General features: G+C 44.9%; 12 protein-coding genes. 6 read left to right on the plus strand and 6 right to left on the minus strand.

Annotated elements, in window-relative coordinates; translation table 11 throughout:
• From pgeF to QVP94_RS04130, 4 genes are read right to left on the minus strand one after another with little or no spacing between them, the layout of a single operon-like run.
• Positions 1–849, minus strand: coding sequence for a peptidoglycan editing factor PgeF (gene pgeF / locus QVP94_RS04115; RefSeq protein WP_130882627.1), 849 nt, complete (start codon positions 847–849; stop codon positions 1–3).
• A complete protein-coding gene (obgE, locus tag QVP94_RS04120; protein ID WP_022192029.1) occupies positions 800–1,954 on the minus strand; it encodes a GTPase ObgE in 1,155 nt (384 codons plus the stop codon). Before obgE ends, pgeF begins: the two co-directional genes overlap by 50 nt.
• A 15-nt stretch (positions 1,955–1,969) precedes the next feature.
• Complete coding sequence (locus tag QVP94_RS04125; protein WP_005854805.1) at positions 1,970–2,542, minus strand: adenylate kinase; 573 nt, start codon at positions 2,540–2,542, stop codon at positions 1,970–1,972.
• A 36-nt stretch (positions 2,543–2,578) separates the two neighbouring features.
• Positions 2,579–3,115 carry a phosphoribosyltransferase gene (locus QVP94_RS04130; RefSeq protein ID WP_034527250.1) on the minus strand — a complete coding sequence of 179 codons (537 nt, stop codon included), beginning with the start codon at positions 3,113–3,115 and terminating at the stop codon, positions 2,579–2,581.
• A gap of 123 nt (positions 3,116–3,238) precedes the next feature.
• Here QVP94_RS04130 and QVP94_RS04135 point away from each other — a divergent pair, with 123 nt between their 5' ends.
• From QVP94_RS04135 to QVP94_RS04155, 5 genes are all read left to right on the plus strand, one after another.
• Positions 3,239–4,750, plus strand: a complete 1,512-nt coding sequence (locus tag QVP94_RS04135; protein ID WP_005854801.1) for a bifunctional ADP-dependent NAD(P)H-hydrate dehydratase/NAD(P)H-hydrate epimerase — start codon at positions 3,239–3,241, stop codon at positions 4,748–4,750.
• A 721-nt stretch (positions 4,751–5,471) separates the two neighbouring features.
• Positions 5,472–6,713, plus strand: a complete 1,242-nt coding sequence (locus QVP94_RS04140; protein ID WP_370510636.1) for a 3-keto-disaccharide hydrolase — start codon at positions 5,472–5,474, stop codon at positions 6,711–6,713.
• 28 nt (positions 6,714–6,741) lie between these two features.
• Entirely contained in the window at positions 6,742–8,256 is a 1,515-nt protein-coding gene (locus QVP94_RS04145) for a glycoside 3-dehydrogenase (protein WP_005854795.1), read from the plus strand.
• A 21-nt stretch (positions 8,257–8,277) separates the two neighbouring features.
• Positions 8,278–9,132, plus strand: a complete 855-nt coding sequence (locus QVP94_RS04150; RefSeq protein ID WP_005854793.1) for a sugar phosphate isomerase/epimerase family protein — start codon at positions 8,278–8,280, stop codon at positions 9,130–9,132.
• 98 nt (positions 9,133–9,230) lie between these two features.
• Entirely contained in the window at positions 9,231–9,521 is a 291-nt protein-coding gene (locus tag QVP94_RS04155) for an RNA polymerase sigma factor (RefSeq protein ID WP_005854791.1), read from the plus strand.
• A 117-nt stretch (positions 9,522–9,638) separates the two neighbouring features.
• Here QVP94_RS04155 and QVP94_RS04160 read toward each other — a convergent pair whose 3' ends face one another.
• Together QVP94_RS04160 and QVP94_RS04165 are read right to left on the minus strand one after the other, a co-directional pair.
• Positions 9,639–10,508: a FecR family protein gene (locus tag QVP94_RS04160; protein WP_005854789.1), complete on the minus strand. Its 870-nt coding sequence runs from the start codon at positions 10,506–10,508 to the stop codon at positions 9,639–9,641.
• Positions 10,509–10,590: 82 nt separating this feature from the next.
• Positions 10,591–10,848, minus strand: a complete 258-nt coding sequence (locus QVP94_RS04165; RefSeq protein ID WP_005854787.1) for a sigma-70 family RNA polymerase sigma factor — start codon at positions 10,846–10,848, stop codon at positions 10,591–10,593.
• 81 nt (positions 10,849–10,929) lie between these two features.
• Between QVP94_RS04165 and QVP94_RS04170 the strand changes: the two genes are divergently transcribed.
• Entirely contained in the window at positions 10,930–14,331 is a 3,402-nt protein-coding gene (locus QVP94_RS04170; RefSeq protein WP_005854785.1) for a TonB-dependent receptor, read from the plus strand.
• Positions 14,332–14,333 lie beyond the last annotated feature (2 nt).

Consider the following 14,333-nt stretch of genomic DNA (forward strand, 5'->3'; position numbering starts at 1 on the left):
CTAAGATTTTTTCAAGCATATTCCGGTAAGAATCCGGCCGCTTTTGACACCGAGGCGACGAGCGGAGAAATAATCCTCATACCGAATATAAGTACAGATGCCAGCGATCTCTATATGCTCGGAGAGCAATCCTGCCTCTAACAATTGTAAACGGTTGGTTTCCCATAGATCGATATACGCTTTTTGAGTCTCCGCATTACGTCGAAGAATCCGCTCCATTGGGAAGCCCGCCATTTGAAAAGCTTTTACGACTTCCTCTCCCACCTCAAATGCCGCTTGACTGATAGAGGGACCTATTCCGGCAACCAATTGAGTAGGATCGCAATCGTATGCCTCGATCATCAAGCTTGCCGCCTTACGAGCTATGTGTAAAACCGTACCCCGCCAACCCGCATGGACGGCAGCTACCACTTTACGATCCGGCGCATATAACAAGACAGGGACACAATCCGCCGTAGATACGGCTATACATACATCCGGAACATTCGTCACCAAAGCATCCACGCCTTCCAAACGTAGCTTTCGCTCTTTATCATTCAGCGAAAGGAAAGACGCGTCGATCGCCAATACTCGATCCTCATGGGTCTGATGAGGTATAACCATATTCTCTAGGGAAATCCCGACCGCATTCGAAAGAAGTTCCAAGTTCTTCCGGATGAAGCCCGGATCATCCTCGGTATAAACGCCCGGATTCAGCGAAGCGTATGTTCCCGTACTCACGCCGCCATGACGTGTTGTCGTAAAATGAGAAATGTCGCAGTATCCGTTTAACCCGGAGAACCTCGACACCTCTATTTGCTTATTTTCCTGTATCTTCATCATCGTCCCAGTATTCCTCGTATTCCTCATCCGGATCATCCTCGTCCTCATCCACAGGGAAGATGTATTCGTCATCATCCTCAAATTCCAACGTACTTACATCTATATTCTTATGGACAATTCGCTCTGCCTCATGGAAATTCTCCTTATTCAGCTCTTTCCATAAAAGGTCTTTCAACTCGATAATTCCCAGTCCCGTGATAGAGGATATAAAGACATACGGAATTCCCTCCGGCAAGTCTTGCGACAAAGCCTCGATCAATTCCTCATCCAGCATATCGCTCTTGGTGATCGCCAGTACACGACGTTTATCCAGCAATTCCGGATTATATTTCACCAATTCATTATGCAAGATCTCATATTCTTTCTTGATATCATCCGCCTCAGCGGGAACCATGAACAATAACAATGAATTACGTTCGATATGACGTAAGAAACGAAGTCCCAAACCTTTTCCCTCGCTTGCTCCTTCGATAATACCCGGTATATCGGCCATTACGAACGAACGGTTATCGCGATAACTCACGATGCCTAAATTAGGCTCCAACGTAGTAAAAGGATAATTAGCGATCTTCGGTTTAGCGGCGGATACGACAGAAAGCAAGGTAGATTTACCCGCATTCGGGAAGCCTACCAAACCGACATCGGCCAGCAATTTCAACTGAAGAATCACCGTACGTTCCAATGCCGGCTCACCCGGTTGCGAATAACGGGGCGCTTGATTGGTAGCCGTCTTGAAGTTAAAATTCCCCAGACCGCCACGACCGCCTTTCAGCAACATCACTTGCTGACCGTCTTCCGTAACGTCGCAAATAAACTCTCCGGTCTCAGCATCGTAAACAACCGTACCGCAAGGAACCTCGATTACTCGATCCTCCCCGTCTTTACCCGAGCTACGCTTTGCGCTACCACTCTCACCATTGGTGGCCATGATATGACGCTCATATTTCAAGTGAAGGAGCGTCCAGTAATTCCGGTTACCACGGAGATACACATGACCTCCTCTCCCTCCATCGCCCCCGTCGGGACCTCCTTTCGGAATGTATTTCTCACGACGGAAGTGAGAAGATCCTCTTCCACCCTTTCCTGAGCGGCAATAGATCTTGACATAATCTACAAAGTTCGATTCAGCCATATTGGTTTATTTCAATTATTTTACGTTATTAACCGCCTCTTTGATACGACCGAAGATTTCCTCGATTGTTCCCATCCCTTTGATGGCTACGTGCTTGCCTTCACCTACATAGTAGTCTGCCAAAGGAGCTGTTTGAGTATGGTAAACATCCAGTCTGGATTTGATCGTCTCCAAGTTATCGTCAGAACGTCCGGATACTTTACCGCGCTCCAATAAACGCTTGATCAACTCCTCTTCCTCTACTTGAAGGTTCAACATAACGGAAACGTCTGTTCCACGCTCGTTCAACATCTTCTTCAAGGCTTTCGCTTGAGGGATCGTACGAGGGAAACCATCGAAGATTACACCCTTAGCCGGCTTCTTGCTATCCAATACATTCGCCAACATATCAACGATCAACTCGTCCGGAACCAATTGTCCCTTCTCGATATAATCCTTAGCGATCTTGCCCAGTTCAGTCTCAGCCTTCATCTCGCCACGCAATACGTCGCCAGTAGAGATATGATCCAAACCGTATTCTTTAATAATCAACTCACTTTGTGTTCCCTTACCTGAACCGGGAGCACCAAAAATAACCACGTTCAACATACTATTGTTTCTTTATTATATATAATGTATACTATTTTATTCCACAACCTTGTAGATATCCTTATATGAGCGGCCCAACTCATCATAATCCAAACCATGTCCCACGATAAAATCAGCGGGTATCTGTAAGCCTACATAATCCGGAGTCAACTCGCATTTCAAGGATTCCGGCTTGAAAAGCATCGTTGCCAATCTTACATCGGCGGCACCCTCGCTCCGAAGCTTCTCCATCACGTAGCTCATCGTAAAGCCCGTATCGATAATATCCTCCAATAAGATCACCATACGTCCGCAAATATCAGCCTGCACCGGCATGATCTCATTCAATATGCCCGTACTGGAAGTTCCTTGATACGAGGAATAACGAGCGAATGTCAGCTCATACGGAACATCCAACTCACGCATCAGCTCGGCGACAAACATAAAAGCCCCGTTTAGCACACCCACGAATAGAGGATTTTTCCCTTCCACATCCGCTTTAATCTGAACGGCCATTTTAGCGATAGCCGCCTGAATATCCGACTCCGGAATAAACAGTTCAAATTCTTTGTCTTTTAGACGAATTCTGTCCATAAATCTTTCGGTTTTCGAGGGGACAAATGTACAACTTTTTCGGCGATGCACAAAAAAGTGTAGCAACATACCAAAGTTTGTTATACATTTGTAAGCAGAATAAAACCCCAGACATCTAGAATTATGATTAAGATATTCGCTACAGACAAGGTAAAGGAGCTCGACCAATATACGATTCAACACGAGCCAATTAGTTCGATCGACTTAGTGGAGCGTGCCGCTACGACGTTCGTCCATGAGTTTTGCCGGCGCTACTCCAAGCAGGTCCGCATCGTGATTTTCGCCGGTCAAGGCAATAACGGAGCCGACGCTTTGGCCATCGCCCGCCTTTTGAACGAGGAATCATACCGGGTAGAGACGTATTTATTCAATCCGACGGAGCATCTGTCCGTAGAGTGTGAGCAAAACAAGCAGCGTCTGCTCGACATGGAACGGATCGAATTTACGGAAGTGGTCCGTGACTTTGAGCCGCCGACGCTAACCGACCGAGACGTGGTGATCGATGGCTTGTTCGGTTCGGGATTAAACCGTCCTCTCACCGGAGGTTTCGCCGCTATGGTCAATTATATCAACCAATCCGAGGCGGAAGTCGTAGCGATCGATATTCCTTCCGGCTTATTCGGGGAAGATAATCGTAAGAATGACTCGGAAGCGATCATCAAGGCCAGCTTAACCTTGACATTCGGTTTCCCGAAACTGGCGTTTCTTTTTCCGGAGAATGAGCAATACGTAGGCGAGTGGAAAATACTGGATATCGGAATCCATCCGGACGCAATTTATGAGACGGCTTCCCCTTACTCATTGGTTACGGAAGAAGATATATCCTATTCGTTAAAGTCTCGCAAACGTTTCGCCCATAAGGGAACGTTCGGACATGCTTTATTGATCGCCGGAAGTAAAGGAAAAATGGGAGCCGCCCTATTATCTGCGAAGGCATGCTTACGGAGTGGAGCCGGACTATTGACCGTGCATATCCCGACCCGAGGCGAATCAATCTTCCAAACCGCTTTCCCGGAAGCGATGTTAAGTTTAGACGCAAATCCGGATTATTTCTCTACGGTTCCCGAGATAGGTAGTTACTCCGCTGTTGGTATGGGACCGGGACTCGGACAGCATTTAGAATCCGCAGCAGCGATCGAACGTATCCTGCAATCTAGCACAAAACCAGTCGTTATCGATGCGGACGCTATTAATATAATGGCATCCAACAAGGACTTATTCAATAAGATCCCGCCACGGAGCATCCTCACTCCCCATCCGAAGGAGTTCGACCGGATAGCGGGTGAAAGCACGAACTCATACGACCGTTTGATGAAAGCGCAATCTTTCGCCGCCGAACATAAGATTTGTATCGTATTGAAAGGTGCTTATACCGCTATCTGTTCTCCGGCAGGAAACATTTATTTCAATAGTTGCGGAAATCCGGGCATGGCAACCGCCGGTAGCGGAGATGTGCTGACGGGTATCATCCTCAGCTTATTGGCGCAAGACTATTCTCCGGAAACAGCCGCTGTAGTCGGAGTATTCTTGCACGGCACAGCCGGTGATCTCGCCGCCGCTTTCCGCTCGGAAGAGAGCATGATCGCCAGCGACATCACGGATATGCTCGGAAAAGCGTTTAAGCAAATCAAATAAATCCAGCAAAAACAACGGGCGTTTTTACTCTCGTTTGTTACAATTACTACCGCTATTCCATATATTATACGGACTTACAGTGTACATATAGAATGGTGGTAGTAAATTTTCATGGTACCCCAACGCCTTTTGCTATCACATTTCAACCTTTTCTTACTCACTCAATAAATGTCGGCGATATCTTTTATGACAAAGCTCTGTAAAGTAGAGTTATTGTAACTTTTAAACATGTATAATTGTATCCCTATCATTTTATAGAAAAACACGTACATGAATTTTTTTAAACATGTACGACTTTTTTCGAAAACACGTACGTGTTTCAGCATAAACATCATGATATTTTCACAATACTGATTATCAACACTTTAAATAAAGTATTCGATTACTGGCTTATTGTAGTATTTTCTGTAAAGAAAAGCTTCAGTCGTTGATACCATAACTATTACAGCAACATTTGGCTACATCATATAATGTATTTAGTGTATCCAAATCAGATATACTGCGTTGGCGATGTTTGTATATATTACTTGGCAAAGTCAGTACTACTGCGTTTGCCGACTAATAAATGACCGATTGCCATACACTTCCGTTAAAATAAATAAAAAAGGAAAAAGAGCTTACGTATCCCTTGCCCCAGAGTTGTCTCATATATAAAACACCGACAAATTTGTATTAACAATAAAGCTATACGTACATGAAAATAACAATCGTATCGTTCGCAATGGCAGCTGCTTTCGGTTTAATCGCCTGTGATAACACGAAGCATAACACATTGACCGAACAAGAGAAAGCGGAAGGTTGGGAACTTCTATTCGATGGGGAAACCTTGGATGGCTGGCGGGATTATAACGGAACTGCCTTGACCGGACCTTGGGAAGTTGTAAACGGAACCATCCAAGCGGACGGGCAAGGTAGCGATGCCAGCGGATACATCGTCACCGACAAGGCTTATGAGAATTTTGAGCTTTCGTGGGACTGGAAAATCTCGAAAGGAGGAAATAGCGGTTTATTATATCATGTGGTAGAACGTCCTCAATTCCCGGTTCCCTACGTTACCGGTCCCGAGTATCAATTGATTGATGATATCAATTTCGCGGAGCCATTGGAAGATTGGCAACGTTGCGGAGTGGATTACGCGATGTATTTACCGGACTTCAACACGATAAAAGTACATCCGGCCGGCGAATGGAACAACTCTAAGATTATTTTTGACAACGGACATGTCACCTACTTTATGAACGGGCACAAAACCGTAGAGTTCGATGCATGGTCTGATGATTGGTTCTCCCGTAAGAACAGCGGTAAATGGGCGAACGCTCCTGAATACGGATTAGCGCATAAAGGCTTGATTTGTTTGCAAGACCACGGTTATCCCGCATGGTTCCGTAATATCAAGATCAAGGAACTTCCCCGCAAGACACGAGAGGCTCGTTTATTCAACGGCGAGGACATTACAAACTGGGATAAATACGGCACAGAATTATGGTATGTAAAAGATGGTTTATTAGTATGCGAAAGTGGCCCGGATAAACAATACGGCTATCTAGCCACCCGGGAATATTACGACGATTTTGACCTTACCGTGGAATTTAAACAGGAAGCGGATGGTAATTCTGGCGTATTTATTCGTTCCTTTGTAGAAGAAAAAGATGTAAAGGTAAACGGCTGGCAAGTGGAAGTCGCCCCCAAAGGCTTTGACACGGGCGGTATCTACGAATCCTACGGACGAGGATGGTTGATACAGATCCCGGACGAGAAGGAGAACATCCTAAAACAAGGAGAGTGGAACACGATGCGTATCCGGGTACAAGGAGATAATGTACAGACTTGGCTCAACGGAGAGGAGATGGTAAACATCCGGGATGAAAAGATCGGAGCCGGTCAAGGGCGTATCGCTTTGCAAATACATGATGGTGGCGGCATCAAGGTTCTTTGGCGCAACCTTCATTTACAAACATTATAGAATATCGTTTTCTTAAAATTTAATAGTTATGAAAAACATTTCGAGAAGAAGTTTCCTCAAGACCGGAGCCGTAGCGGCAGCCGGACTAACGATCGTTCCGGGTTCTGTACTCGGTAAATCCTTTGGCTATACAGCTCCTAGTGACAAACTGAATATCGCGGGTATCGGTGTCGGCGGTATGGGACGTCGTAACCTCGCCAACATGAACACGGAGAATATCGTAGCTTTATGCGATGTAGATTGGCACTACGCGGACAAGACCTTCAAGGACTATCCGAAGGCTAAACGCTTTAAAGACTGGCGTGTCATGTTCGATGAGATGGGTAAATCAATCGATGCGATTATGGTAGCCACCCCAGACCATACACATGCCGGCGTGACCGCCCACGCAATCACGCTAGGCAAGCATTGCTATACGCAAAAACCGCTTACCCACTCCGTTTACGAATCGCGTTTGCTTACCAAACTGGCGAAGAAATATAAGGTAGCCACCCAAATGGGTAACCAAGGTAACTCATTCGACTGGTGCCGGCAGATCGCAGAGTGGATACAGTCTGGCGTAATCGGCGATGTATATGAGGTACATTGTTGGACAGACCGCCCCATCTGGCCCCAAGGCTTGATGAAGCCGAACGATACCCCGAAGTGCCCGAAGACACTGGATTGGGATTTATGGATCGGCCCGGCTCAAAAGCGGCCTTATAATCCGGTCTATACCCCTTGGAACTGGCGTGGATGGTGGGACTTCGGAACCGGGGCCTTGGGCGATATGGCTTGCCATATCATGGACCCGTTGTATTGGGCACTCGACTTAAAATATCCGACCAGCGTAATCGGCAGCTCTACTTTGAGTAACCTGTACTCCCCTCCTCACGCACAGATCGTAACCTATACATTCCCCGCACGTCCACCCAAAGGAAATGTCAAGATGCCGGAAGTGAAAGTCTATTGGTACGATGGTGGTCTGATGCCTCCCCGTCCGGAAGAATTGAAAGACGGGCAGATGATGGGCGACGAGAACGGCGGTATCATCTTCATCGGAACGAAAGGAAAGATCATGACAGGCTGTTATGGAATGAACCCGACCTTATTACCGGTTTCCGACATGGAACATTTCAACCAGCCCAAACCGACGATCCCGAGAGTGAAAGGTGGCAATGGAGACATATGGTCCACCAATGCCCATGAGCAAGACTGGATCCGGGCTTGCAAGGAATCCCCGGAAAATCGTACGGAAGCCTCATCCAACTTCCAGTTCTCCGGTCCGTTCAACGAGATGGTCGTGATGGGAGTCTTGGCCGTTCGCCTCTCCGGACTGCAAGGTTTGCATCGTGAGTTGCAATGGGATGGAGAGAACATGCGGTTTACGAACATCTCCCCGAACGATAAGATCAAGATCGTCACGGTGGATGATTTCAAGGTAATTGACGGAGATCCGCGTTTCGACCGTCGCTTCGCCGAGTTTAACGCTGCGGAAATGGCCAACGAATGGATCAAGCATACGTATAACAACGGTTTCTCTTTGCCGGATATGCCAAGATAAACCTTTTAATAACAGCCAAATATGATAAGACATATCTATAAAATAATGATAGCGATCGTTTGCTGCCTATTGGCTATTCCAAGCGAAGCGCAAACGAAGGCCGAGAAGAACGGATGGCGTCTAGGGATGCAATCCTATAGTTTCCACCTGTTCCCTTTGACGGAAGCTCTCGATAAGACACAAGAACTGGGATTGAAATACATCGAGATTTATCCCGGCCATAAGCTCGGTGGTAAATGGGGAGATAAAGTATTCGATTTCAACCTTGATGCGCAGACCCAGAAAGAGATCAAGGAGCTTGCGGCATCCAAAGGTATCAAGATCGTAGGAACCGGGGTGTATGTAGCCGAAAAGTCGTCCGATTGGGAAAAGATGTTCAAATTCGCGAAAGCGATGGACCTAGAGTTCATTACTTGCGAACCGGCTTTAAGTGACTGGGACTTGGTAGAAAAATTGTCCAAGCAATACAACATTAAGATCTCCGTCCATAATCACCCGCAGCCTTCCGACTACTGGAAACCTGAGAACCTGTTGAAAGCCATCTCCGGACGCAGTCAATCGCTTGGTTCTTGTTCCGATGTGGGGCATTGGCGTCGGGAGGGGCTAAACCAGATTGATTGCTTAAAGCAACTCAAAGGTCGAATCATCTCTTTGCATTTCAAGGATATCGCCCCGAAAAAAGCAGGAGAGAATGAGCAGCACGACGTGATCTGGGGCACAGGCATCCTAGATGTAAAGGGAATGTTGAAAGAACTCAAATCCCAGAATTTCAAGGGAGTATTCTCTATCGAGTATGAATACAACTGGGAAAACTCTGTACCGGACATTAAAGAATGTATCCAATACTTCAATAAAACCGCAAACGAAATCTTATAATAGGGATTAGCATTAATTGACAGGTAGTAAGCGTATAGGCCCAAGGGACGTTCTCCTAGCCTATACGCTCCACCTTTCTAATAATACACGGGAATAAAATGGCATCTGACAACAAAATAATCGAATTGATCAAACAAGGAGATATAGCCGCCTTTAATACCCTGTTCAAGTCTGTTTATCTCCAACTTTATATACATTGCCGAAAATTTATCCCCGCCCCGGAAGACGCAAAAGACATCTTACAAAACGTCTTCCTCCGCTTCTGGGAAAAGCGTGAGAACATCGATATTCACACGTCTTTAAACGCTTATTTATACAGGGCTATACAGAACGAATGCCTCAATTACCTTCGTTCTACCGGAACTCCCTATCTGATTAGCCATAATTAATAAATTTAAGATTAATAATAAGATCTAACAATGTTACGTTTTTTATCCGTATTACACTAAAAATCATCCATTTCTCATAAGCAAGACTGTTTTTAAGATTAATAATTCAATGATTTATTATTTGATTACTATAGTATCTTTCAGTATTTGATAGCGAATACCCGTATTCGTCTTTATCACATTGAGAATCTCCGATAAATCTTCGTTGTTACGGAAACTACCGCTAAACCTTAATTTTTTTATCCCTTGATTTTCATAACGAAATACAACGTTATAGTTCCTTTCCAACAACTTTGTTATATCTTGCAGATACATCATTTTAAAAGACAAGAAACCTCCTCTCCATTGAGCGAATAGTTTCTTATCGTAAGGTACTACTTCTATCTTATTTCTACTTTTATCATAAACCGCCACTTGGTTAGGCTCAAGTAAGACCTCTTGTTTAGTCAACGTAGGTTGTACGGCGACCTTGCCATTGAACAAGGTTGTGGTTAGTTGCGAGTCTTCCATATAAGCGGAAACATTAAAGGCCGTACCAATCGCTTTCACATCAATACCGTTTGCCTTTACAACAAATGGTAAGTCTTTATTCTTTGCGACTTCAAAATAAGCTTCTCCATCCAAATAAATGCTACGATTGGAATGGCCGTAGTTCTCCGCATATTCTAGAGTTGTACAAGAGTTAAGCCAAACCCTCGTACCATCCGGTAATTGCAAATAGCTCTTCTCTCCTTTGCTCGTTACTAATTTATAATTTCCAACTGTCGATAAGTTCTCTTGATTCGTAAGATACAACGTTGATAGTGAAACACCTATGCCCAAAACCACGGCAGCGGCATATTTCATGTATTGAAGGAATAGCCTTCTTGTTTTCATTTTGGAAATAGTTTTTTTCTCTATGGATGAAAACAAACGCTCCCACTCCCTATCAACATCTACTTCGTCTTTGAGACTTTCCGCAATTATATTTTTTATATATTCTTTCATTGTTTTTTCTCGATTCTATATGTATGACACTTCAAAACGATGTGCTACTTACAAGATTGATAGATTTTTGTATTATATTTTTTCAAGAAACCAGATAATCTTTCAATCTACTTTTCAAAATCTTAAGGGCTCTATATATCTGTGTTTCCACTGTACGGACGGAGATATCCAATTTATCTGCGATCTCTTGGTTCTTGAGTCCATTTATACGACTCAATTTAAAAATGGATTTACATTGATCTGGTAATTCCTCTATCGTATTTTCCGTGATTCGTTCTATTTCAAAAATACTAAGTATCGAATAAGGATCATTATCTTCCACAGCCTCTTGTTTATCCATCTCTGATATTTCATATCGGGGAATGTCAATGGTTCCGGTAGAACTAATTACAGAACCCTGAAAAAATCATTATTTTTAGGTTTGTGCTTAACCTTTTTCCAGCCGTACACAGTAGCGGCATCAGCACAAATTATATCCTTAAATATCACAAAAGGAACTATCACTGAAGTTTTTAAGGCGATTGAAGACCAAAGTGAATATAAATTCTTTTATAATGACAATCAAATCAATTTGAATAAACGGGTTGATGTCAATATCCATGAAGAATCCATAGAACAAGTATTAAACAATGTCTTTAGAGGTACGGATATTACGTATAAGATCGTCAAGAATCACGTAGTACTTACCAACAAGACCATGAAAGATACGGAGTTGCCATCCACCAACCAAAATCGCAAACGGCTAACCGGACAAGTAGTAGGACAAGATGGGGAGCCTCTGATCGGAGTAAACGTTGTAGTGAAAGGTACTACAATCGGATCTATGACCGATATGGACGGAAACTACATTCTAGAGAATGTTCCCTCCAATGCTACCGTTGAATTCTCGTACATCGGCTATCTCCAACAAAGTATCAACGTAGGCAATAAAAGCAACCTCAACGTCACTTTAGCGGAAGACACTCAAAAGTTGGATGAGGTAGTAGTTGTTGGTTACGGTTCCTTCAAGAAAAGAGATTTAACCGGAGCTGTTTCTCAAGTAAAAGGAGACGAGATCTCGAACCTACCGCTTCGCAGCGCCGCCGACGCCTTGCAAGGAAAAGCAGCCGGTGTAACCATAACATCTAGTTCCGGTAGCCCAGGTTCACTCGGTAATGTCCGTATCCGTGGTGTCGGTACTATCAATAATAATGATCCGTTGTATGTAGTAGATGGTCTACCTCAAGGTGATATCGGTTGGTTAAATGCCCGTGATATCGAGAGCATAGAGGTATTGAAAGACGCTTCCGCACAAGCGATCTATGGTGCCCGTGCTGCCAACGGTGTGATCCTAGTATCCACAAAGCGAGGAGCTTCCGGCGAGAGTTACCGAAGCAACATCGAGTTTGATATGAACATTGGTTTCCAAGATGTAGTGAAAACGTATGACATGCTAGACGCCGAAGGTTTCATGGAATATAAGAACCGGGCTTACGCCGCATCCGGGAAAGCCTTGATCGATGATTTCGCCACATCAGAGAAGCGAGAGCAGATCCTTACTTTCCTAGGGAAAAACGGAGGACGATCCGGTACGGATTGGTGGAAAGAGAGCACCCGTAAACCCAAGGAAGCTATCAGTCAGAATTACAACCTAGCTTTCTCCGGAGGTATGAAGAAACTCAGATACCGTGCTAGCTTCGGCTATATGGATCAACAAGGAATCTTGAAAGGTTCCGACTATGAACGCCTCTCCGGTCGGTTGAACGTAGACTCTGAGGTAACCAAGTGGTTGAACCTCTCCGCAAATGTGAACGTCACGTACGAATCCAGGCGCAACCTAGATGAGAATAACTCTTACACAGCAACCGTGTTCAGTACCCTTGCGGCAGACCCAATCACTCCGGTATATCGCGACAACCTAGTGGATATCCCAGATTTCTTGCAAAACCGGATTATGGGTGGTTATGAGCCGACCAATCCTTGGTCTCGCTATACAGGCGTAATTTACTCAAACAAACCGAACACGGTTGGACAGGTAGACCGCTCCGCATTAAATCAATGGCACGGGATCGCCACGAAAAGTAATATCTCCGGCGAAGTCAAGTTGTTACCCTTCTTGACCTTCAAATCCAGTATCGCTCTTGACTTAGTCCGTAACCAAAGCGACTCTTTCCGTCCTTCTTACTATCTGGATGGAGATGAGTACTCCACTTATGCGGGCGCCAGTCGGAGCGTAGCGAATAAAGATTACTGGGTATTCGACAATTACCTAACTTACAATCAAAAATTCGACAAACATGCGGTAACAGCCATGGTCGGTACCTCCGCAGAGAAAGAGCGCTACGAGGAGATCTACGCCTATAAAGAAGGACAGGTCAACAACAACCCGAACCAGCAGATCATCAACGCCGGTACCATGAATCCCGCCGCATCAGGCTACTACGCCACGAGTACGCTGAATTCTTATTTCGGTCGTGTATTTTATTCCTTTGACAACCGTTATATGATCACAGCCAATATCCGTTGGGATGGATCCTCTAAATTTGCAGATGGTAATCGCTGGGGTTACTTCCCCTCCGTATCCGCCGGTTGGAATTTCTCGGAAGAGAGCTTCATGAAGAACCTTGAGTGGCTGTCACAAGGTAAGTTAAGAGCAGCTTGGGGTGAGATCGGGAACCAGACTATCTCCTCCGGAGCCTATATGAATACGTTCGGAAATGGTAGCTACTACCTCTTCGGTAATCCGTATCAGACGAACTTGTATGCCGGACGTACGCAGGTGGGTAATCCGGATCTGAAATGGGAGACTACTCGCCAACTGGACTTCGGATTGGATTTGGCCTTTTTCCAAGGTTCCTTGAGAGCAACCTTCGACTACTTTGACCGTCAGACAAGTGATATGTTGGTGCAAGTACCCGTGCCCAGTTCACTAGGATTCCCCAACACGCCGTGGATGAATGCCGGTAGCGTAAGCAATAAAGGTTTTGAAGTAACGCTCGGATACGACGGTAAGATCGGGAACGACTTCCAATATCATATCAACGGAAACGTATCCACCTATAAAAATAAGGTAAAAAGCCTAGGTAGTGGAGCGAATATTCCGGGTAAAGGCATCCATCTAGGATACTTCTCCTATACGATGACAGAGCCAGGACAACCGATCGGTTATTTCTACGGATATAAAACCGATGGTGTCTTCCAGACCCAAGAAGAGATCGACAACTACAAGAACAACGGTCAAATGGTAATGCCAAACGCAAAGCCGGGCGACTTAAAGTTCCAAGATTTGAACAAAGATGGTAAACTAGACGACGAAGACCGCACGATGACAGGAAATCCTCATCCAGACTTCACCTTTGGTTTGACCTTAGGCGCAGAATGGAAAGGATTCGACATCTCCGCCTTCTTCCAAGGATCAGTCGGCAATGACATCTTAAACATATTGAAATATGACATCTATTCAGGTACCGGTTGGTACAATGCTCCGAAGGATATATTAACAACCTACTGGAACGGACCGGGTAGTACAAACGAGAACTTCGCAATCGATGCGGATAGCCGCATGAACTTGGAGATGTCCGATTGGTATGTGGAAAATGGTTCTTATGTTCGCTTGAAGAACCTGACAATCGGTTATACGCTTCCGTCCGAATGGACTAAGAAGATCACGATCAACAACCTTCGTTTCTTTGTTGCCGCACAGAACTTATTCACGATCACCGGTTATTCCGGACTAGATCCTGAGATCGGAGAGATCAATAACTCGCCTCTTTACAAAGGCTGTGATATGGGATTCTATCCGCAACCGCGTACATTCATGTTCGGTCTTAGTTTGAAATTATAATC

Origin of the sequence: Parabacteroides sp. CAG:2 (genome assembly GCF_000436315.1) — a bacterium.
GTDB lineage: Bacteria > Bacteroidota > Bacteroidia > Bacteroidales > Tannerellaceae > Parabacteroides > Parabacteroides distasonis.